The 16,866-nt window shown below is 67.6% G+C and carries 19 protein-coding genes; 6 read left to right on the forward strand and 13 right to left on the reverse strand.

The genetic code is table 11. From position 1 onward, the window contains the following. A partial coding sequence (locus H5U26_RS12850; protein ID WP_290620322.1) for an aldehyde dehydrogenase family protein occupies positions 1–1,013 on the reverse strand: 1,013 nt, incomplete at its 3' end. A gap of 63 nt (positions 1,014–1,076) precedes the next feature. After that, positions 1,077–1,730 (reverse strand): hypothetical protein, encoded by a 654-nt coding sequence (locus H5U26_RS12855; RefSeq protein WP_290620324.1) that lies wholly within the window; start codon positions 1,728–1,730, stop codon positions 1,077–1,079. 264 nt (positions 1,731–1,994) lie between these two features. On the opposite strand from H5U26_RS12855, the gene H5U26_RS12860 reads away from it, so the two are divergent. Continuing rightward, complete coding sequence (locus H5U26_RS12860) at positions 1,995–3,275, forward strand: glycerophosphodiester phosphodiesterase family protein (RefSeq protein WP_290620326.1); 1,281 nt, start codon at positions 1,995–1,997, stop codon at positions 3,273–3,275. A 44-nt stretch (positions 3,276–3,319) separates the two neighbouring features. Here the strand turns inward: H5U26_RS12860 and H5U26_RS12865 are convergent, their stop codons facing one another. After that, positions 3,320–4,390 carry an LLM class flavin-dependent oxidoreductase gene (locus tag H5U26_RS12865; RefSeq protein WP_290620328.1) on the reverse strand — a complete coding sequence of 357 codons (1,071 nt, stop codon included), beginning with the start codon at positions 4,388–4,390 and terminating at the stop codon, positions 3,320–3,322. 176 nt (positions 4,391–4,566) lie between these two features. On the opposite strand from H5U26_RS12865, the gene H5U26_RS12870 reads away from it, so the two are divergent. The 4 genes from H5U26_RS12870 to H5U26_RS12885 all read left to right on the forward strand — a co-directional run bounded on the left by H5U26_RS12870 (position 4,567) and on the right by H5U26_RS12885 (position 9,222). Further along, positions 4,567–5,286, forward strand: a complete 720-nt coding sequence (locus tag H5U26_RS12870; RefSeq protein WP_290620331.1) for an iron-containing redox enzyme family protein — start codon at positions 4,567–4,569, stop codon at positions 5,284–5,286. A 30-nt stretch (positions 5,287–5,316) separates the two neighbouring features. Then, complete coding sequence (locus H5U26_RS12875) at positions 5,317–6,507, forward strand: aromatic ring-hydroxylating dioxygenase subunit alpha (protein ID WP_290620333.1); 1,191 nt, start codon at positions 5,317–5,319, stop codon at positions 6,505–6,507. Between the two features lie 142 nt (positions 6,508–6,649). Beyond that, positions 6,650–8,125: an aldehyde dehydrogenase family protein gene (locus tag H5U26_RS12880; protein WP_290620335.1), complete on the forward strand. Its 1,476-nt coding sequence runs from the start codon at positions 6,650–6,652 to the stop codon at positions 8,123–8,125. Further along, the gene (locus H5U26_RS12885; RefSeq protein WP_290620337.1) at positions 8,122–9,222 is read left to right on the forward strand and encodes a zinc-binding dehydrogenase; all 1,101 of its coding nucleotides are present in this window, start codon (positions 8,122–8,124) and stop codon (positions 9,220–9,222) included. Before H5U26_RS12880 ends, H5U26_RS12885 begins: the two co-directional genes overlap by 4 nt. Before the next feature lie 72 nt (positions 9,223–9,294). Here H5U26_RS12885 and H5U26_RS12890 read toward each other — a convergent pair whose 3' ends face one another. Together H5U26_RS12890 and H5U26_RS12895 are read right to left on the reverse strand one after the other, a co-directional pair. Next, a complete protein-coding gene (locus H5U26_RS12890; protein WP_290620339.1) occupies positions 9,295–9,906 on the reverse strand; it encodes a thiol:disulfide interchange protein DsbA/DsbL in 612 nt (203 codons plus the stop codon). 23 nt (positions 9,907–9,929) lie between these two features. After that, a complete protein-coding gene (locus H5U26_RS12895) occupies positions 9,930–10,535 on the reverse strand; it encodes a c-type cytochrome (RefSeq protein WP_290620341.1) in 606 nt (201 codons plus the stop codon). A 182-nt stretch (positions 10,536–10,717) separates the two neighbouring features. On the opposite strand from H5U26_RS12895, the gene yihA reads away from it, so the two are divergent. After that, the gene (gene yihA / locus H5U26_RS12900) at positions 10,718–11,335 is read left to right on the forward strand and encodes a ribosome biogenesis GTP-binding protein YihA/YsxC (RefSeq protein ID WP_290620343.1); all 618 of its coding nucleotides are present in this window, start codon (positions 10,718–10,720) and stop codon (positions 11,333–11,335) included. 104 nt (positions 11,336–11,439) lie between these two features. Here yihA and iscX read toward each other — a convergent pair whose 3' ends face one another. The 8 genes from iscX to H5U26_RS12940 are packed head-to-tail and all read right to left on the reverse strand — an operon-like array spanning position 11,440 to position 16,664. After that, the gene (iscX, locus tag H5U26_RS12905) at positions 11,440–11,634 is read right to left on the reverse strand and encodes a Fe-S cluster assembly protein IscX (protein WP_290620345.1); all 195 of its coding nucleotides are present in this window, start codon (positions 11,632–11,634) and stop codon (positions 11,440–11,442) included. Next, a complete protein-coding gene (gene fdx, locus H5U26_RS12910; protein WP_290620347.1) occupies positions 11,631–11,969 on the reverse strand; it encodes an ISC system 2Fe-2S type ferredoxin in 339 nt (112 codons plus the stop codon). The genes iscX and fdx overlap by 4 nt, the downstream gene beginning before the upstream one ends. Beyond that, the gene (gene hscA / locus H5U26_RS12915; protein WP_290620349.1) at positions 11,969–13,825 is read right to left on the reverse strand and encodes a Fe-S protein assembly chaperone HscA; all 1,857 of its coding nucleotides are present in this window, start codon (positions 13,823–13,825) and stop codon (positions 11,969–11,971) included. The genes fdx and hscA overlap by 1 nt, the downstream gene beginning before the upstream one ends. After that, positions 13,825–14,340, reverse strand: coding sequence for a Fe-S protein assembly co-chaperone HscB (hscB, locus tag H5U26_RS12920; protein WP_290620350.1), 516 nt, complete (start codon positions 14,338–14,340; stop codon positions 13,825–13,827). Before hscB ends, hscA begins: the two co-directional genes overlap by 1 nt. 5 nt (positions 14,341–14,345) lie before the next feature. Beyond that, positions 14,346–14,669, reverse strand: coding sequence for an iron-sulfur cluster assembly protein IscA (iscA, locus tag H5U26_RS12925; protein ID WP_290620352.1), 324 nt, complete (start codon positions 14,667–14,669; stop codon positions 14,346–14,348). A 12-nt stretch (positions 14,670–14,681) separates the two neighbouring features. Then, a complete protein-coding gene (erpA, locus tag H5U26_RS12930; protein ID WP_290620354.1) occupies positions 14,682–15,023 on the reverse strand; it encodes an iron-sulfur cluster insertion protein ErpA in 342 nt (113 codons plus the stop codon). Between the two features lie 12 nt (positions 15,024–15,035). Next, entirely contained in the window at positions 15,036–15,425 is a 390-nt protein-coding gene (gene iscU, locus H5U26_RS12935) for a Fe-S cluster assembly scaffold IscU (RefSeq protein WP_290620356.1), read from the reverse strand. A gap of 27 nt (positions 15,426–15,452) precedes the next feature. Then, entirely contained in the window at positions 15,453–16,664 is a 1,212-nt protein-coding gene (locus H5U26_RS12940) for an IscS subfamily cysteine desulfurase (protein WP_290620358.1), read from the reverse strand. Between the last annotated feature and the right edge of the window lie 202 nt (positions 16,665–16,866).

A 16,866-nucleotide genomic window follows, 5' to 3' on the forward strand; every position in this document is an offset into this window, starting at 1 on the left:
ATGTAGGAGAGGATCTTTTCGTACTGCGGGCGGGTGGTGACCGGGCCGACCTGGGTACCCGGATCGGCCGGGTCGCCCAGGCGGGCGCGTTTGGCGAAGGCGACCAGGCGCTCGACGAAAGCGTCGTGGATGCTGTCCTCGACCAGCACGCGCGAGCCGGCGATACAGGTTTGCCCGCTGGCGGCGAAGATGCCGGCGATGACGCCCTTGACCGCCTGATCGAGGTCGGCGTCCGCAAACACGATGTTGGGTGACTTGCCGCCCAGTTCCAGCGTGGCGGGGATCAGCCGCTCGGCGGCTGCCTTGTACACGCCGCGTCCGCCGGCCTCGCCGCCGGTGAAGGCGACCTTGGCGACCTTCGGATGCGCCACTAGCGGCACGCCGACTTCGGCGCCAAACCCCGTCACCACGTTCAGCACGCCGGGCGGGAAGCCGACTTCGTCGAAGATGCGCGCCAGTTCGATGCTAGACGCCGACGTGAACTCGGACGGCTTGAGCACCACGGTGTTGCCGGCCGCCAGGGCCGGGGCGAGCTTCCAGGTCGCCAGCATGAGCGGCGAGTTCCACGGCGTGATGGCGGCGATGACGCCCAGCGGCTCGGGGCGGGTGTAGACGGTGACGTCGGGCTTGTCGATGGGGATGACGCGGCCTTCCAGGTTCTCGGCGAGACCCGCGTAGTAGCGGTACCAGGACGGCAGGTAGCGCGCCTGACCGCGGGTTTCGGCAATCAGCTTGCCGTTGTCGCGGGTTTCGGTCTGGGCCAGCTCGCCGGCGGCCTGCTCCAGGCGATCGGCCAGGGCACGCAGCAGGCCGGCGCGGTAGGCCGGCTTGCTGCGTCCCCAGCCGCTTTCGAATGCAGTGCGGGCCGCAGCCACGGCGGCATCGACATCGGCCGGACCGCCGCGGGCGATCTGCGCCCACGGTTCCAGCGTGTAGGGATTCTCGGTGTCGAACCACTCGCCGGTGGCGGGGTCGCGAAACTCGCCGCCGATGTAGAGGGGATAGCGCTGCATGGGGTGCTCCGCAAGATAAGGACGGACGATGCCCTGACCGGCCGGACGGGGCCGGGAGGGCGCTTACTTGACGCGCGCGGTCATGGCCTCGCCGGGTGGCCGGGCATTCAGGCCGGCTTCGCCGACCACCTCGAACTGCCCCGTTTCGACCGCCTTTTTCTGGCCCCAGGACCAGTGGATGTGCACGCCGTTGGAGCGGTCATAGCGGTTCTGGATGATGCTGGCCAGGGAATGGCAGCGCACGGCCAGCTCGATCGAGTCGTCGGTTTCCGGGTACAGCTCGTGGGCCACGCCGGGCGGCGAGCAGTCCACATCACCCGGCCCCATGACGATCTCGTCGATCTTGCGCAGGCGCACCTTGCCGGTGGCCGGGTCCACGCCGTCCTGCGTCCAGTGCACCAGGCGCAGCTTGCCGGCCACCTGCACGTTGATGGCCCAGCAGGCGCCGTGGTCGTGCGGCTCGCGGTAGCCGATCTTGGACGAGTGCACGCCCATGATGCCGAGGCCAGGATCCTTCATGCTGCCGTACAGGTCGGGATCGTCCGCGGTCGCGTCGCGCAGGGCGGCGAGCAGCTGGGGATCCGCGACGGCTTTTTTGATGACTTCGGCCAGTCGTTCCATCACGCCGGGGCGGTGCGCGTCGTCGCCGGCGATGCGCAGCATTTCGTCCAGCATGGCCTGCATGGCCGGCGGTTGGGTTTTGGTAGGTGCGTTCATCGGTTGTCTCCTCGTCATCGATCGGGGTGCGGATACGCCACCGGGCAACGATAACACCCGGTCCGCAGCCGGGATCGGGCTGTGCCGCGTCGTTGATCGTCGAGCACCGGGGACGGTCCGGATGTCATCGACCCGCAACGGAACTGCCACCGGCCGGTCACGCCAGGGTCACGGTTTCGAAAAGTGCGGCCCCGATAGTTGGGTGCGGATGCCTTGGCGTCCACCCACCATTCACGCCTTCGGGCACGCATTCGGGGAGCAACGATGGAAAAGACACTGTTTTCTCGATTCACGGGCGCGCTGTTTGCGGCCGGCTGCCTGGTCAGCGCCGCGCTGCATGCTGCCGGGCCGGCTGATGACCATCAGGGCCCGCTGTCGGCGTTCGGCAAGCCGGACCTGCGTGCCAGCGTTCAGGTGGGGCCGCGACCGTTCTATCTGGTAGCAGGCATGGACGAGGGCGCCCTGAAGTCGAAGTTGCAGCGCTGTGCGGACGGGCCGTTCCGGCGCACTGATTTCTCGATCGGCCATCGCGGTGCGGGGCTGCAGATCCCGGAACACACGCAGGAATCGTATGAGGCCGCTGCCCGGATGGGCGCCGGCATCGTCGAATGCGATGTGACGTTCACCAGCGATGGCGCGCTGGTGTGCCGCCACGCCGAGTGCGACCTGCACACGACGACCAACATCGTTGCCACCGATCTGAACAGCAAGTGCTCGGTGCCGTACAGCGGGCCTGGCTCGTCGCCGAAGTGCTGTACCAGCGACATCACGCTGGCCGAGTTCCGGACGCTCACGGGCAAGATGGACGCCAGCAACCCGGCGGCGCCGGATGCGCAGGGCTTCCTGGGCGGTACTGCCGACTGGCGCACGAACCTGTACACCGGGCGCGGCACCTTGATGACGCTGGACGAGAGCATCGCGCTGAATCAGCGGCTGGGCGTCAAGCACACGCCGGAATTGAAGGGCGGCGATCCGGCGCGCATCGCGGCCGTGTTCGGCGGCCAGGCGCAGTACGCGCAGGCGTTGATCGACCACCTGCAGGCGGCGGGTGTCAGCCCGCGTGACGTCTGGCCGCAGTCGTTCGACCTGGCCGACGTGCTGTACTGGATCCGCAACGCGCCGGCCTACGGCCGCCAGGCGGTGTACCTGGTGGACTACGATCCGGCGGCACGCGACACGGTGCCGCCGCTGCCGCGGGCCACGCTCGAATCGCTCAAGGCCCAGGGCGTGAAGATCATCGCCCCGCCGATTCCTGCCCTGCTGGCGGTGGATGCCGAAGGCCGCATCGTGCCGTCGGCACTGGCGAACGAGCTCAAGCGGCTCAAGTTCGACATCATCACCTGGACTTTCGAGCGCTCGGACCTGCGCCAGGGCGCGTCGAAAGCGGGTTTCTACTACGCCTTCGATCCCGAGGGCCGGGCGATCGCCAAGGACAGCGACATGTACAAGGCGCTCGACGTGCTGGCCAAGCGCGTAGGCGTGCTGGGCATTTTCTCCGACTGGCCGGGCACGGTGACCTATTACGCCAACTGCATGGGTCTTTGAGAGGCCGGCGCGGGGCGGTCACGGCGCCGCCCCGCGCCCCGTCCTCAAGTGAAGTGCGGCATCACCTTGTCGGCAAACAGGCGCATGGAGTTGCTGACCTTGTCGTGCGGCATGGCGCCGACGTTGGTCCACAGGATGATGTCCTGCAGGCCGACCTCGTCGCGCAGACGGGTGATGCGCTCGATGGCTTCCTCGGGGCTGCCGAAGATGGCCAGCTCGCGGCACACGAAGTCGTAGTTCAGGTCCTTGGTCAGCTCGCCGAGCTGCAGATAACCCTTGTAGCTGTCCGGGAACTGGGCGTGCTTTTTCTGCAGGCGGCCCATCATCTCGCCCATCATCACGCCGATGATGTCGTAGTAACTCATCATGGCTTTTTCCACGTCACGCCGGGCGCGCGCACCGTCGCTGTCGATGTATACCGGCAGCAGCACCGGCAGGCGGAACTTGGCCGGGTCCCGCTCGTACTTGGCCAGGGCCGCCTTGTAGCCGCCCACGGCCTGCTTGAGCTGTTCCAGCGGCAGCACCTGTGCTGGAAGGAACAGGTTGAAGCCGTACTCGCCGGCCAGATCAAAGGTGTCCGGGCTGAAGGCCGACACGAAAGTCGGCAGGGTCGGCTTCTGCAGCGGCTTGGGCACCACGCGCACCCGGTCGATGGTGTTGAACTTGCCCTTGAAGCTGAATTCTTCCTCGGTCCAGGCCAGGCGGATGATGTCCAGGTGTTCCCGGAACAGTGCCTTGCTCTGGTCGATGTCGATGTTGAAATGGTCGTAGATGCCGGTCATCGGGTGGCCGCGGCCGATGCCCCAGTCGACGCGGCCGCCCGACAGGATGTCCAGCGTGGCCAGTTCCTCGGCCAGGCGCAGCGGCTGGTTGATCGGCAGCACCGAAATGCCCATGCCCAGACGAATGCGTTTGGTGACCTGGCTGGCGGCGGCGGCCAGCAGCAGCGGCGCCGGCAGAATCGAATAGGCGCGCTGGAAGTGCAGCTCGGCCAGCCACAGGCAGTCGTAGCCCAGTTCGTCGGCCAGGCAGAACTGGTCCAGGTGCTCCTGGTAGAGCTCGGCGTCGCTGCGATCGGCGGCGCCCTGCATCTCGTAAAACAGACCGAATTTCATGCCGGACCACTCCTTGGATTGGCGGCGCGCACGGCGCCGGATTGCGGTTTTCTTGACTTGCGGGTGACCACGGCGCGACCATGCGCGCATGGCTGACCGAACGTTCCGTGGGCGGCTATTCGACCACCGGTTGCCACGCGCCGTCCACGCACCCCAACGCGCAGAGGAGAAACACAATGAACCAGCAGGACATCGTCGACCGCATTGCCGCCCGCTGCGTGGAATCGGCCAACACCTGGCCGTGGCTGACCGGCAAGCTGACGGTCGGCATGGCGCAGGCGTGGATGATCCAGCACTCCATCCGCAACCGCCAGTTCAGTGCCAGCTACCGCCCGGCCTGGATGAGCCGCTGCCCGGACCAGGCGGTGGTGCGCAAGACCATCGGCCAGATGCTCGAAGAACTGGTCTATGACGAGAACCTGAAGGCGCCGCACACCAAGATCCTGTTCGAGATGGCCCGCACGCTCGGCCTGACCGACAAGCAGCTGCACGAAGCCGTGCCCAACGCCAAGACCGACATCTGGCACCAGGTGACCGAGAACCTGTGCCGCAACCGGCACTGGATCATCGGCTGGCTGTCGACCTCGCTGGAAGAATTCGTGCTGACCGCCATCGACCGCGAGACCAACATCAGCGCCGACAAGTGGCAGAAGGACCTTGGCCTGACCGACGAACAGCTGTTCTTCTTCCGCTACCACGAGAAGGCCGACATGGAACACGCCGGCAAGGTCGTATGGGCGCCGATCAAGCGCCACGTGACCACGCCGGAGCTGGCCGCCGACGTGCTGGCCGGTCTGGATACGGCGCTGGAGGCCTCGCGCATCTTCTACGAGGGCGTGATGGACCTGGCCGCCGAGCTCGACGCGCAGGGCGTCAAGCTGCCGTCGGCCGCCTGAGTCATCCCGCTTTTTCCGGAGCCTCCTCACATGAATGCCAACACCCAGTTCATCCAGGATCTGGTCACCTTCCCGGCCAAGACCAATGCCATCCCCAAGATGCTCTACGAGAGCGCGGAGATCTATCAGCTCGAAATGGAGCGGCTGTTCTACGGGCCGCACTGGCATCCGGTGGCGCACGTGGGCGAGATCCCGAACGCGGGCGACTACAAGACCTTCTATATCGGCGAGGTGCCGATCCTGATCACCCGCCTGGAAGGCGGCGCCGTCGGCGTGTTCCACAACGCCTGCTCGCACCGCGGCACCCTGCTGGTGCCCGAGGTGCGCGGCAATGGCACCGAGTTCCAGTGCCCGTATCACCGCTGGCTGTTCGACAACGGCGGCAACCTGCGCGGCGTGCCGGGCGAGAACGATTTTCCGGAAGACTTCTGCAAGGCCGACTTCGGCCTGCGCAAGATTCGCTTCGAGGTCTTTACCGGCCTGGTGTTCGCCACCCTGGACGACCACGCGGCGCCGCTTTCGGAGCAGCTTGGCGAAATCGCGGCGCCGCTGGCGGCCTCGCTGGGTGGTGACGGCAGGCTCAAGCTGCTCGGCTACCAGAAGGTCATGTACAACGCCAACTGGAAGACCTACCGCGACCAGGATGGCTATCACCCGCCGCTGTTGCACGCCGCCTTCAAGATGCTCAACTGGCAGGGCGGCAAGGGGCAGTGCACGATTTCCGAGAACGGCAACATCGCGCTGGTGTCGCAGCTGGCTGCGGTGCGCAACACCGAGTTCCTGCAGGATCCAAGCCTGGTACAGTTCAAGGGTGTCGACCCGAGCCAGGGGTCCTACGTGGTGTGTCCGTCGCTGTTGTCGTTCGGCAGCAAGCACCTGGACATGTTCAATTTCCGCTTCGGCATTCCGCGTGGGCCGCTCAAGACCGAAGTCCACTGGGCCTACTTCTGCCACGAGGACGATGACGAGGACATGGTGCGCCACCGTTTGCGCCAGTCCTCGAATCTGCTCGGCCCGTCGGGCCTGGTCAGCCTGGAGGACGCGGCCGTGTTCCACCGCATCCAGAACGCGCTCAAGGCCGGCACGCCGAATGCCTACTTCATGAAGGGCGTGCGCAAGGACGCCGATCCGTACAAGTCCGGCCAGAACGACGAGATCGCCAACATCGTCTGGTGGGAGTGGTACCGCAAGCAGATGGGTTTCAGCCGCGCCGCGGCCTGAAGCGGCGGTCGACAGCGAAATAAGGTTTTTTGCGGTCCTGCCAGGGCCGGTCGGGTGAAAACAGCCGCAGCTTCGTTTACCGAGCTGCGAGCGGGCCTGGTCCGGTCCTGCGCATGGCCGCTTCGGTCGAGGAGAACACCGCGTGAGTTATGACTTCGCGCCGCTGGTAAACAACACGTTTCCGGCGGTCAGTGAGCGTTTTGCAGCCATCAATCCGGCCACCGGCGAGACCATCGGTTCGGTGCCGGAATGCGCCGGCCTGGTGGACGAGGCGGTGCGCGGGGCGCTGGCCGCCCAGCGCGAATGGGCCAAGGTGCCGCTGTTCCAGCGGGTGGGTCTGGTCGGCAAGCTGGCGGCCGTGCTGGAACAGCACGGCGAGGAACTGGCGCAGCTGGACGTGCTCGATACCGGCAGTCCGATTCACGTCATGCGTGCCGACGTCCGCGCCTCGGTCGGCATGCTGCGCCACCAGATGGGCCTGGCGCCGCAGGTGTTCGGCCGCTCCGGGGACCGCTTCACCGGCGACAACATCCACTTCACGCTGCCGCAGCCGTTCGGCGTGGTGGCGCGCTTCTGTGCCTTCAATCACCCGCTCATGTTCAGCATCATGCGCATCGCGGCGCCGCTGCTGATGGGCAATTCGCTGATCATCAAGCCGTCCGAGCACACGAGTCTGTCGACGCTGCGCATCGGCGAGATCCTGGCCCCGCACATCCCGCCGGGCCTGATCCAGATTCTCACCGGCGGCATTCCGGTGGGCGAAGCCATCGTCGGTCACAAGGACATCAAGCGCATCACGCTGACCGGCGGCAAGGCGGCGGCGCTGGCCTTCTACCGCATCGCCGCCGAGTCCGGGCACCTCAAGGACTTCACCTTCGAGCTGGGCGGCAAGAACCCGATGGTGATCTATCCGGACGCGGACGCCGAGAAGGCCTTCACCTCGGCCGTGCATGGCATGAACTTCTATCAGACGGCCGGCCAGAGCTGCGGCTCGACCAGCCGCATCTTCATCCATCGTTCGCTGTACGAGCAGGCCAAGGCGGCCATCAAGACGGCCTGCGAGGCGATTCGCATCGGTGATCCGCAGGATCCCGATACGCTGATGGCGGGCCTGTCGACGCAGCAGCAGTTCGACAAGACCCTGCGTTACATCGAGCTTTCAAAGCGCGAGGGTCTGCCGCTGCTGACCGGTGGTGCGCGCCTGACCACGCCGCCGTTCGACAAGGGCTTTTACGTGCCGCCGACGGTGTTCTACGACGTCACCCGCGAGCACACGCTGTTTCGCGAGGAAGTCTTCGGCCCGGTGCTGGCGCTGATCCCTTGGGACGACGAGCAGCAGATGCTGGCCGACATCAACGCTGTTGAATACGGCCTCACGGCCAGCGTGTGGACGTCGAGTCTGGACACCGCGATGGAGTTCGCGCGCCGGGTCGAGTCCGGAACGGTGTGGATCAACGGTTCGTCCAAGCACTTCCCGGGTTTCGGCTTCGCCGGCCAGAAGGATTCCGGCCTTGGTCAGGAAGAAACCCTCGAAGAGCTGGTGTCGTTCACGCAGCTGAAAGCGGTGCATTACTTCGGCGCAGAAGGTCGAAAAAACGTGGAGATCCGATTGATATGAAAGCCAAAGCGCTGGTACTGGCGGCCTACAAGGAACCGCTCGAAGTCCGTCAGTTCGACGTGCCGGAGCCGGAGCCCGGTGCCATCGTGGTCCGGATCGACCGCGCGACGATCTGTGGCACCGACCATCATGTGCACATGGGCCTGCTGCAGCCGGTGTCGAAAACGCCCGCCATCCTTGGCCACGAGATGGTCGGCGTGATCGAAAAGCTCGGTGCCGGTCGGGATACCGACGTGGCCGGGGCGCCGCTGGCCAAGGGCGACCGGGTGATCTGGGCTTATGCCTACTGCGGCAAGTGCTATTACTGCGTGGTGGCCCACCAGCCGACGCTGTGCACCAATTTCACGCCCTACGGCTACGCCGACTGCGGCAAGCCGCCGCATCTGCTGGGCGGCTTCGCGCAGTACGCCTACATCCTGCCGGCCTGCCACGTGGTCAAGGTGCCGGACGAGGTGCCCAGCCACTGGGCTTCGTCCGCCAGCTGCGCGCTGCGCACCATCATGCACGCCACGGCGCGCGCCGGCGGCATCCGCCCGGCCGAGACGGTGTTGGTGCAGGGCAGCGGGCCGGTGGGTCTGTACGGCGTGGCGGCAGCGCGCGCCTTCGGTGCCCGGCGGGTGATCTGCTTCGGTGCCCCGGACGGGCGGCTGGACGTGGCCACGGCGTTTGGCGCCGACGCCGTGTGCAACATCGAGAAAACCGACGCCAAGCAGCGCGCGGAACTGGTCCGAAGTTTTACTGACGGCCGCGGCGCGGATCTGGTGTTCGAGTGCTCGGGCTCGCACCACGCACTCGAAGAAGCCATCGGCATCACCCGCATGGGCGGGCGCATCGTGGTGATCGGCGCCGGTGACCCGCAGCCGGCGCAGATTCCCGGCATGGCCTTCGTGATGAAGCAGATCAGCGTCCACGGCATCCGCTCGGCCGGCATCGAGTACTACCGCGAGGCGCTGGCCTTCCTGGCCGCGCAGAAGGACAACTTCCCGTTCGAGCGGCTGTTCGGCGAAACCTACAGCCTGGCCGAGATACCCAAAGCCATGGAGCGCATGCACCGGCTGGAGGAGATCAAGCCGGTGGTGGATCCGTTCAAGAGCTAGACAAAGAAGGGGAGGGGTAATCCAGCGGCGGCTACCCAGGCGCAGGGTAGCCGCCGCTTTTTTTGTTTGGCCTTATTCGGCGGCCTTCAGTTCCTTCGCCACCAGCTGGTCGAGGGCTGCGAACATGCCCTCTTCGCTGCCGGCACTGGTGCCGTCGACGCGGTACTTGCCGTTGACGATGAAGGTCGGCACGCCTTCCAGACCGTAGGCACGGGTCATCTGATTGGCGCGGCCGAGCTTGCCGTCCACGTCGAAGGAGTTGAAGGCTTCCCTGAATTTCTCGCGTGGCACGCCCTGGCCGGCGAAGAACTCGGTCAGGCTGGCCTCGTCGTTCAGGTCCTTGCGGTCACGGTGGATGGCTTCGAACAGGGCCTTGTGCACGTCCTCGCCCAGCTTGAGCTGCTGCATGGCGTAGTAGGCGCGACCGAGCACCGCCCAGCGCTGGTTGAAGATGGCCGGCACGCGGATGAATTCCACCGATGCCGGTTGTTTCTTGCGCCAGGCAGCAATCTGCGGCTCGGCGTGGTAGCAATGCGGGCAGCCGTACCAGAAGAACTCGATCACCTCGACCTTGGCGGGATCGCGCGTGGGCTGCGGCTGGGCCAGTTCCACCCAGGGCTCGGCCTGGGCACCGAGCGTGGTCAGCAGCAGGGCGAACAGGCCGGTGAGCAGCGGCAGGCGCATGGGCGTCCTCCTGGAGCGCGACTTCAGTGCAGGCCGGAGACGTATTGCGACACGGCGTCGATTTCCGCCTTGCTCATGCGTGCTGCGATGTCGCGCATGATGCCGTTGATGTCAGTGCTGCGTTCGCCGCTGGCGTACAGGCCAAGCTGCGTGGTGACGTACTCCGGGTGCTGACCGCTGAGTGCCGGCCAGCCGGCCGGGTCGTTGCCCAGGCCCTGTGGGCCGTGGCAGGCCATGCAGGCGGGCACGCCGGTCTTGGCGTTGCCGGCCCGGTACACCTGGGCGCCGGCGGCAACGACGTCTTGCGGAACGCTGCCCAGCTTGACGGTTTGGCTGGCATAGAAGGCCGCCAGATCCTCGATGTCCTGATCGCTCAGATTGGCGGCCATGGGCGACATGAGCGGGTTCTTGCGCTGGCCATCGCGCAGGGCCTTCAGTTGCGTGACGATGTAGCCGGCATGCTGGCCGGCGATTTTCGGGTACATGCCGACCGGACTGTTGCCGTCGGTGCTGTGGCAGGCCTGACAGGGGGCTGATTTTTGCTGGCCGGCGGTGGCATCGCCCGCCGCCTGCGCGCCGCCCGCCATTGTCAGGGCGGCAGCCACCACGATCCACTTGCAGCCTCGCATCCGCAGACTCCCGGTTGAGTGTTGGTTGGGGGTATTGGGGTTGGTTCGCTGCGCTGCATTCGGGGCAGCGCAAACGGCGCGGTATTCTAGCAGCAGTCACTGGCCGGTCCTGCCGGATCGGGTCGGCCACGGCCGGTTCTGCCAGGGCCCGTTCCTTCAACGTCACCTGCTGTACCTTCCCGATGACCGATCCGGTTCCCAATCCCCTGCAAGGGGCCCGCTTCTGGCGCGCCGCCACGGCGCTCGACCATCTGCCCCCGGACGAGGGCGCGGAGGTGGCCTTTGCCGGTCGCTCCAACGCCGGCAAGTCCAGCGCGCTGAACACGCTCACCGGCCAGCGTGCGCTGGCGCGGGTCAGCAAGACGCCGGGGCGCACGCAGGAGCTGCTGTTCTTTCAACTGGACGATCACCGTCGTCTGGTGGATTTGCCCGGCTACGGTTACGCCGCCACCTCGGCGGCCCGTCGGCGCGACTGGGGCGAAGTGATCCCAGCCTACTTTGCCAGCCGGCGCAGCCTGCGCGGGCTGCTGCTGTTCATGGACGTGCGCCGCCCGCTGCAGGTGGGCGATCGGCAGCTGATTCTGGCCGCGGGCGAGTTTGGCTTGCCGGTGCAGCCGGCCGTGACCAAATCGGACAAGCTCGGCCGCGGCGCGCTGCAAAGCGCAATGCGCGCCTTGCAGAAAGAGCTGTCGGTGTTCGAGGCGGTGTTGCCGCCGCTGCCGCTGTCGAACCTGAGCGGGGAGGGCGCGCCGGCGATTCGCGAGCAGGTGCGGGCCTGGCTGGATGCGGATGCCGACTGAAGGAAACCCGGAAGCATTCCGCGTTTCCCGCAGCGCAGGGACGCGCTGCCAAAACGTGTGACCCATCGGAAAACTGTACAGCCAGCGTATCTGGCGGCGGCCCATCAGTCCAGTTCGGCGATCCAGGCCTGTTGCAGGGCTTCCAGAATCCGCTCGCCGCAGCGCTCGGGCGCGTCGTCGAAGCCGGGCAGCGCCAGCACCCAGGCGCGCAGGTCCGTGAACCGCACGGTGGCGGGGTCGACCTGCGGATAAAGCTCGGCCAGCGCCTCGGCCAGAGCCTGGCTGTCGGTCCACTTCATGTGGCTTCGCGGACCTGGTTGAGGGTGTAGCGGGGGATTTCGATGGTCAGATCGGCACTGGCGATGCGCACCTGGCAGGACAGGCGTGAGTGCGCTTCCAGGCCCCAGGCCTTGCCGAGCTGGTCTTCCTCGTCGTCGCTGGCGGCGCGCAGCGAAGCGAAGCCCTGGCGCACGATGACGTGACAGGTGGTGCACACGCAGGCCTTGGCGCAGGCGTGGTCGATGGCCACGCCGTGCGCCGCCAGGGCATCGCACAGGTGGCTGCCGGTGCTGGCTTCGAAACGCGCACCCTGCGGGCACAGCTCCGGGTGCGGCAGGACGGTGACGGTCGGCATCAGGGAAGCGCCGCCAGGTGCTGGCCGGTCAGGGCGGTGTGCACGGCGACATCCATGCGCCGGGCGGCGAACTCGGCGGTGACGGCGTCGAGCCCATCCATGGCGACGCGGATGGGCTCGATCCGGCCCTCGCCCAGCGCCGTGCGCAGGGTGTCCATGGCGCTGACGATGGCGCGGCGTTCGACGGCGTTGAGCAGCCGCTCGCCGTCGGCTTCCAGTGCGCGGGCGGTCGCCAGCATGATCCGTTCGCTCTCCACCGTCAGCTCGCGCAGGCGCCGCTCGTCGGCATCCTCCAGCAGATGCGCCCTGGCATCGGCCAGCATGGCGGCGATGGTCGGCTCGTCAAGGCCGTAGGCCGGCTTGACGCTGATTTCGGCGGCCACGCCGCTGTTTTGTTCGACGGCGGCGACGCGCAGCAGGCCGTCGGCGTCGACCTGGAAGGTGACGCGCACCCGCGCCAGACCGGCCGGCATGGGCGGGATGCCGCGCAGCTCGAAGCGCGCCAGAGTGCGACACTGGTCGGCCCGCTCGCGCTCGCCCTGCAGCACCTGGATGGCGATGGCGGTCTGGCCGTCCTTGAATGTCGTGAAGTCCTGCGCGCGGGCCACCGGCAGCGTGCTGTTGCGGGGGATGATCTTCTCGGTCAGCCCGCCCAGGGTCTCGATACCCAGCGACAGCGGAATCACGTCCAGCAGCAGCCAGTCGTCGCTGCGGTTGCCGGCCAGCGCATCGGCCTGCAGGGCGGCGCCGATGGCCACCACGGCGTCCGGGTCCAGATCCGTCAGCGGCGGGCGGCCGAAAAACTGAGCCACCGCGGCACGGATGGCCGGCATGCGCGTGGCGCCGCCGACCAGCACCACGCCGGTCACCTCATCTGCCGTGACGCCGGCATCGCGCAGCGCCCGCCGCACCGGCGGCAGGGTGCGGGCGACCAAATCGGCGGTCAGGGCCTCGAAGTGGCTGCGACTGAGCGTGAGGTCCAGTACCTGCCCGCCGGGCAGGCTGTGTATGACGGCAACCTCCGTGCGTTCGCTGAGCGCCTCCTTGGCCGCCCGGGCGAGGCCCAGCAGCGTCTGGCGCTGGCTGGACGTCGGCGCGTCCAGGTGCGCCTGAGCTGCCATCCAGTCGGCCACCACATGATCGAAATCATCGCCGCCGAGCGCGGCGTCGCCATTGACCGCCAGCACCTCGAACACCCCGCCGGTAAGGCGCAGCACCGAAATGTCGAAGGTGCCGCCACCCAAATCGTAGACCGCGTACACGCCCTCGGCCGCCTGATCCAGACCGTAGGCCAGCGCCGCGGCAGTCGGTTCGGCCAGCAGGCGCAGCACCTCGATGCCCGCCAGGCGCGCGGCATCCTTGGTGGCCTGGCGCTGCGCCTCGTCGAAATAGGCCGGCACGGTGATTACAGCGCCGACCAGCTCGCCGCCCAGGGCGGCCTCGGCGCGCTGGCGCAGGCTGCGCAGGATGTGCGCCGACACTTCGACCGGGCTCTTGACGCCGCCGGCGGTCGCGATTTGCACCATGCCCGGGGCGTCCAGCAGCCGATACGAGGGCCGGATGGCGACGTCATGCAGGCCGCGCCCCATCAGGCGCTTGACCGAGGCGATGGTGTTGGCCGGATCGTCGGCCAGGGCGGCGCGCGCCGCGGCGCCGACGCTGATCGCGCCGTCGGCGTGGTAGCGCACCACCGACGGCAGCAGGCGCGCGCCGTCGGCATCCGCCAGTACCGTCGGCAGGCCGTCGCGCACCGTGGCCACCAATGAGTGGCTGGTGCCCAGGTCGATGCCCACCGCCAGGCGATGCTGATGCGGGGCGGTGCTCTGGCCGGGCTCGGCAATCTGCAGCAGGGCCATCAGACCTGTACCTCCTCGTCGGCCTCGACCACGGCGTCGAGCAGCCGGCGCAGGAAACCGTATTCGAGCAGGCAGGCACTGGCCGTGTCGGGGCTGGCGGCGTCGAGCGCGGCGGCCAGCCGGGCCTCGCAGGCATCAAGCTGCGCCCGCAGTTCGGCGCCCAGGCGCTGCAGGGCCTCGCCATCGCCCCTGTCCCGGACGTTGTCGAGCGTTTCGTGCCAGGTCATTTGCTGCATCAGCAGGGCCGATGACGGGCGCGCCTGGCTGGCGTCGACGCCGCGCAGCGCAAGCAGGTGGGCAGCGCGCCGCGCCGGGTCCTTGAGGATGCGATAGGCCTCGTTGATGGCCGTGGCGGCACTGAGCGCCTGCTCCTGCGCGGCGGCGGCGCCCTGCACATGGCGGTCCGGGTGGGCGCGCCGGGCGCGCTCACGGTAGGCGGCGTCGAGCTGCTCGCGGTCCAGCGCAAAGCGCTGCGGCAGGCCGAGCAGGGCGTAGAAGTCGACGGCGGCGCTCATGGCGATCAGGCGCTGAAGCTCTCGCCGCAGCCGCACTCGCCGCGGGCGTTGGGATTGTTGAACTTGAAGCCTTCGTTCAAGCCCTCGCGCACGAAGTCCAGCTGCGTGCCGTCGACATGGATCAGGCTACCGGGGTCCACCAGCACGGTCACGCCGCCGCTGTGGAAGCTGAGGTCGTCCGGACTGGCCTGGTCGGCGAATTCGAGCACGTAGGACAGGCCCGAGCAGCCGCTGCTGCGCACGCCAAGACGCAGGCCGACGCCGCGGCCGCGGTTGGCCAGGGCCTTGCTGACGTGGCGGGCGGCGGCTTCGGTGAGAGTGATGGCCATGGCGGGGTGCTCCTAGACGGTGAAGGAACTGCCGCAGCCGCAGGTGCTGGCGGCGTTCGGGTTCTTGATGACGAAGCGCGCGCCGGACAGGTCTTCCTGGTAGTCGATTTCGGCGCCGGACAGGTACTGGAAGCTCATCGCGTCCACCAGCAGGGTGACACCGTCGCGCTCGACCGCGGTGTCGTCGTCGGCCGCCACCTCGTCGAACGAGAACCCGTACTGGAAGCCGGAGCAGCCGCCGCCGGACACGAACACGCGCAGCTTCAGCGCCGGATTGCCTTCCTCGTCCAGCAGCGTGCGCACCTTGTCGGCGGCGGCGGACGTGAACAACAGGGGTGAGACGAGGTCGTTCATGGCAGTCTCCTTTCAGGCTGGGGCGCCCTGTTTCTGGCGCAGGTCGTCGATGGCGGCGCGGATCGCATCCTCGGCCAGCACCGAGCAGTGCAGCTTCACCGGCGGCAACGCCAGTTCCTCGGCGATGGCGGTGTTCTGGATTTCGAGCGCCTGGTCGAGCGTGCGGCCCTTGAGCCACTCGGTGACCAGCGAGCTGGACGCGATGGCGCTGCCGCAGCCGTAGGTCTTGAAGCGGGCGTCCTCGATGACGCCGTCCTCGCCGACGCGGATTTGCAGGCGCATCACATCGCCGCAGGCCGGCGCGCCGACCATGCCGGTGCCGACCTTTGGGTCGGCCACGTCCAGGCTGCCGACGTTGCGCGGGTTTTCGTAGTGGTCAAGCACGCGATCGCTGTACGCCATGGGGAGTCTCCGGTCAGGGGTTGAAGGTCAATGCGAGGCCCACTCGACGCTGGCAAGGTCGACGCCTTGCTGATGCATGTCCCACAGCGGCGACAGCTCGCGCAGGCGGCCGACCTGGCTGGTCAGTTCACTGATGGCGAAATCGACTTCGGCTTCGGTCGTGAAGCGGCCCAGGCTGAAGCGGATCGAGCTGTGGGCCAGCTCGTCCGGCAGGCCCAGCGCGCGCAGCACGTAGGACGGTTCGAGGCTGGCCGAGGTGCAGGCCGAGCCGCTGGACACGGCGATGTCCTTGATGGCCATCATCAGCGACTCGCCCTCCACGAAGGCGAACGAGAGGTTCAGGTTGTGCGGCACCCGCTGCACGGCGTCGCCGTTCAGGTGTACTTCGTCGAGGGCCATCAGGCCGTCTTTCAGACGCTGGTGCAGCGCCGCGATGCGGGCGTTGTCGTCCGCCATTTCAAGGCGCGCCAGGCGGAAGGCCTCGCCCATGCCGACGATCTGGTGCGTCGCCAGCGTGCCCGAACGCATGCCCCGCTCGTGGCCACCGCCATGCATCTGCGCTTCCAGGCGAACGCGCGGCTGGCGGCGCACGTACAGCGCGCCGATGCCCTTGGGGCCATAGGTCTTGTGGGCCGAGAACGCCATCAGGTCGACCGGCAGGGTGGACAGATCGATCGCCACCTTGCCGGTGGCCTGTGCCGCGTCGACATGAAACAGCACGCCCCGCTCGCGGCACAGCGCGCCCAGGGTGGCGATGTCCTGCACCACGCCGATCTCGTTGTTGACCAGCATCACCGACGCCAGCACGGTGTCCGGGCGCAGCGCGGCGGCGAAACGGTCCGGGTCCAGCAGGCCGTTGGCGTCCGGCGACAGGTACGTCACCTCGAAGCCCTGGCGCTCGAGCGCCCGCATGCTGTCGAGGACGGCCTTGTGCTCGGTGGTCACCGTCACCAGGTGCCGGCCGCGGTCCTGATAGAACTGCGCGGCGCCCTTGATGGCCAGGTTGTCCGACTCGGTGGCGCCGGAGGTCCAGACGATCTCGCGCGGCTCGCAGCCGACCAGCGCCGCCACTTCGGCGCGCGCCTCGACCACCGCTTCCTCGGCCACCCACCCAATACGGTGCGAGCGGCTGGCCGGGTTGCCGAAATGCTGCCCAAGATAGGGCAGCATCCGGGCCACCACCCGCGGGTCGACCGGTGTGGTGGCGGCGTAGTCCAGATAAACCGGAAGTTCGAGCATGGTGTGCATCCGCCTTGAGTTCGGCCGCCACAGGACGGCTGGGCCGGGGTTCTGGCAGGGCTAACGCAAGCCGTGTGCCAGCCTCCGGCGGGCGGGCTAAGCGGCTGAATATGAAGCGATCACCAATGCCGGGGCGGCGGTACGGATGGGCCGTCTGTCGGCTTTGTCGCGTTGGCTACAGGTCATGTGCGGGCTGTCTGGC

The organism is Immundisolibacter sp. (genome assembly GCF_014359565.1).
Classification (GTDB): domain Bacteria; phylum Pseudomonadota; class Gammaproteobacteria; order Immundisolibacterales; family Immundisolibacteraceae; genus Immundisolibacter.

Coding starts and splice junctions, on each gene's coding strand:
- H5U26_RS12855 (WP_290620324.1), bottom strand. CDS start 1,730: ATGAACGCACCTACCAAAACCCAACCGCCGGCCATGCAGGCCATGCTG.
- H5U26_RS12860 (WP_290620326.1), top strand. CDS start 1,995: ATGGAAAAGACACTGTTTTCTCGATTCACGGGCGCGCTGTTTGCGGCC.
- H5U26_RS12865 (WP_290620328.1), bottom strand. CDS start 4,390: ATGAAATTCGGTCTGTTTTACGAGATGCAGGGCGCCGCCGATCGCAGC.
- H5U26_RS12870 (WP_290620331.1), top strand. CDS start 4,567: ATGAACCAGCAGGACATCGTCGACCGCATTGCCGCCCGCTGCGTGGAA.
- H5U26_RS12875 (WP_290620333.1), top strand. CDS start 5,317: ATGAATGCCAACACCCAGTTCATCCAGGATCTGGTCACCTTCCCGGCC.
- H5U26_RS12885 (WP_290620337.1), top strand. CDS start 8,122: ATGAAAGCCAAAGCGCTGGTACTGGCGGCCTACAAGGAACCGCTCGAA.
- H5U26_RS12890 (WP_290620339.1), bottom strand. CDS start 9,906: ATGCGCCTGCCGCTGCTCACCGGCCTGTTCGCCCTGCTGCTGACCACG.
- H5U26_RS12895 (WP_290620341.1), bottom strand. CDS start 10,535: ATGCGAGGCTGCAAGTGGATCGTGGTGGCTGCCGCCCTGACAATGGCG.
- yihA (WP_290620343.1), top strand. CDS start 10,718: ATGACCGATCCGGTTCCCAATCCCCTGCAAGGGGCCCGCTTCTGGCGC.
- iscX (WP_290620345.1), bottom strand. CDS start 11,634: ATGAAGTGGACCGACAGCCAGGCTCTGGCCGAGGCGCTGGCCGAGCTT.
- fdx (WP_290620347.1), bottom strand. CDS start 11,969: ATGCCGACCGTCACCGTCCTGCCGCACCCGGAGCTGTGCCCGCAGGGT.
- hscA (WP_290620349.1), bottom strand. CDS start 13,825: ATGGCCCTGCTGCAGATTGCCGAGCCCGGCCAGAGCACCGCCCCGCAT.
- hscB (WP_290620350.1), bottom strand. CDS start 14,340: ATGAGCGCCGCCGTCGACTTCTACGCCCTGCTCGGCCTGCCGCAGCGC.
- iscA (WP_290620352.1), bottom strand. CDS start 14,669: ATGGCCATCACTCTCACCGAAGCCGCCGCCCGCCACGTCAGCAAGGCC.
- erpA (WP_290620354.1), bottom strand. CDS start 15,023: ATGAACGACCTCGTCTCACCCCTGTTGTTCACGTCCGCCGCCGCCGAC.
- iscU (WP_290620356.1), bottom strand. CDS start 15,425: ATGGCGTACAGCGATCGCGTGCTTGACCACTACGAAAACCCGCGCAAC.
- H5U26_RS12940 (WP_290620358.1), bottom strand. CDS start 16,664: ATGCTCGAACTTCCGGTTTATCTGGACTACGCCGCCACCACACCGGTC.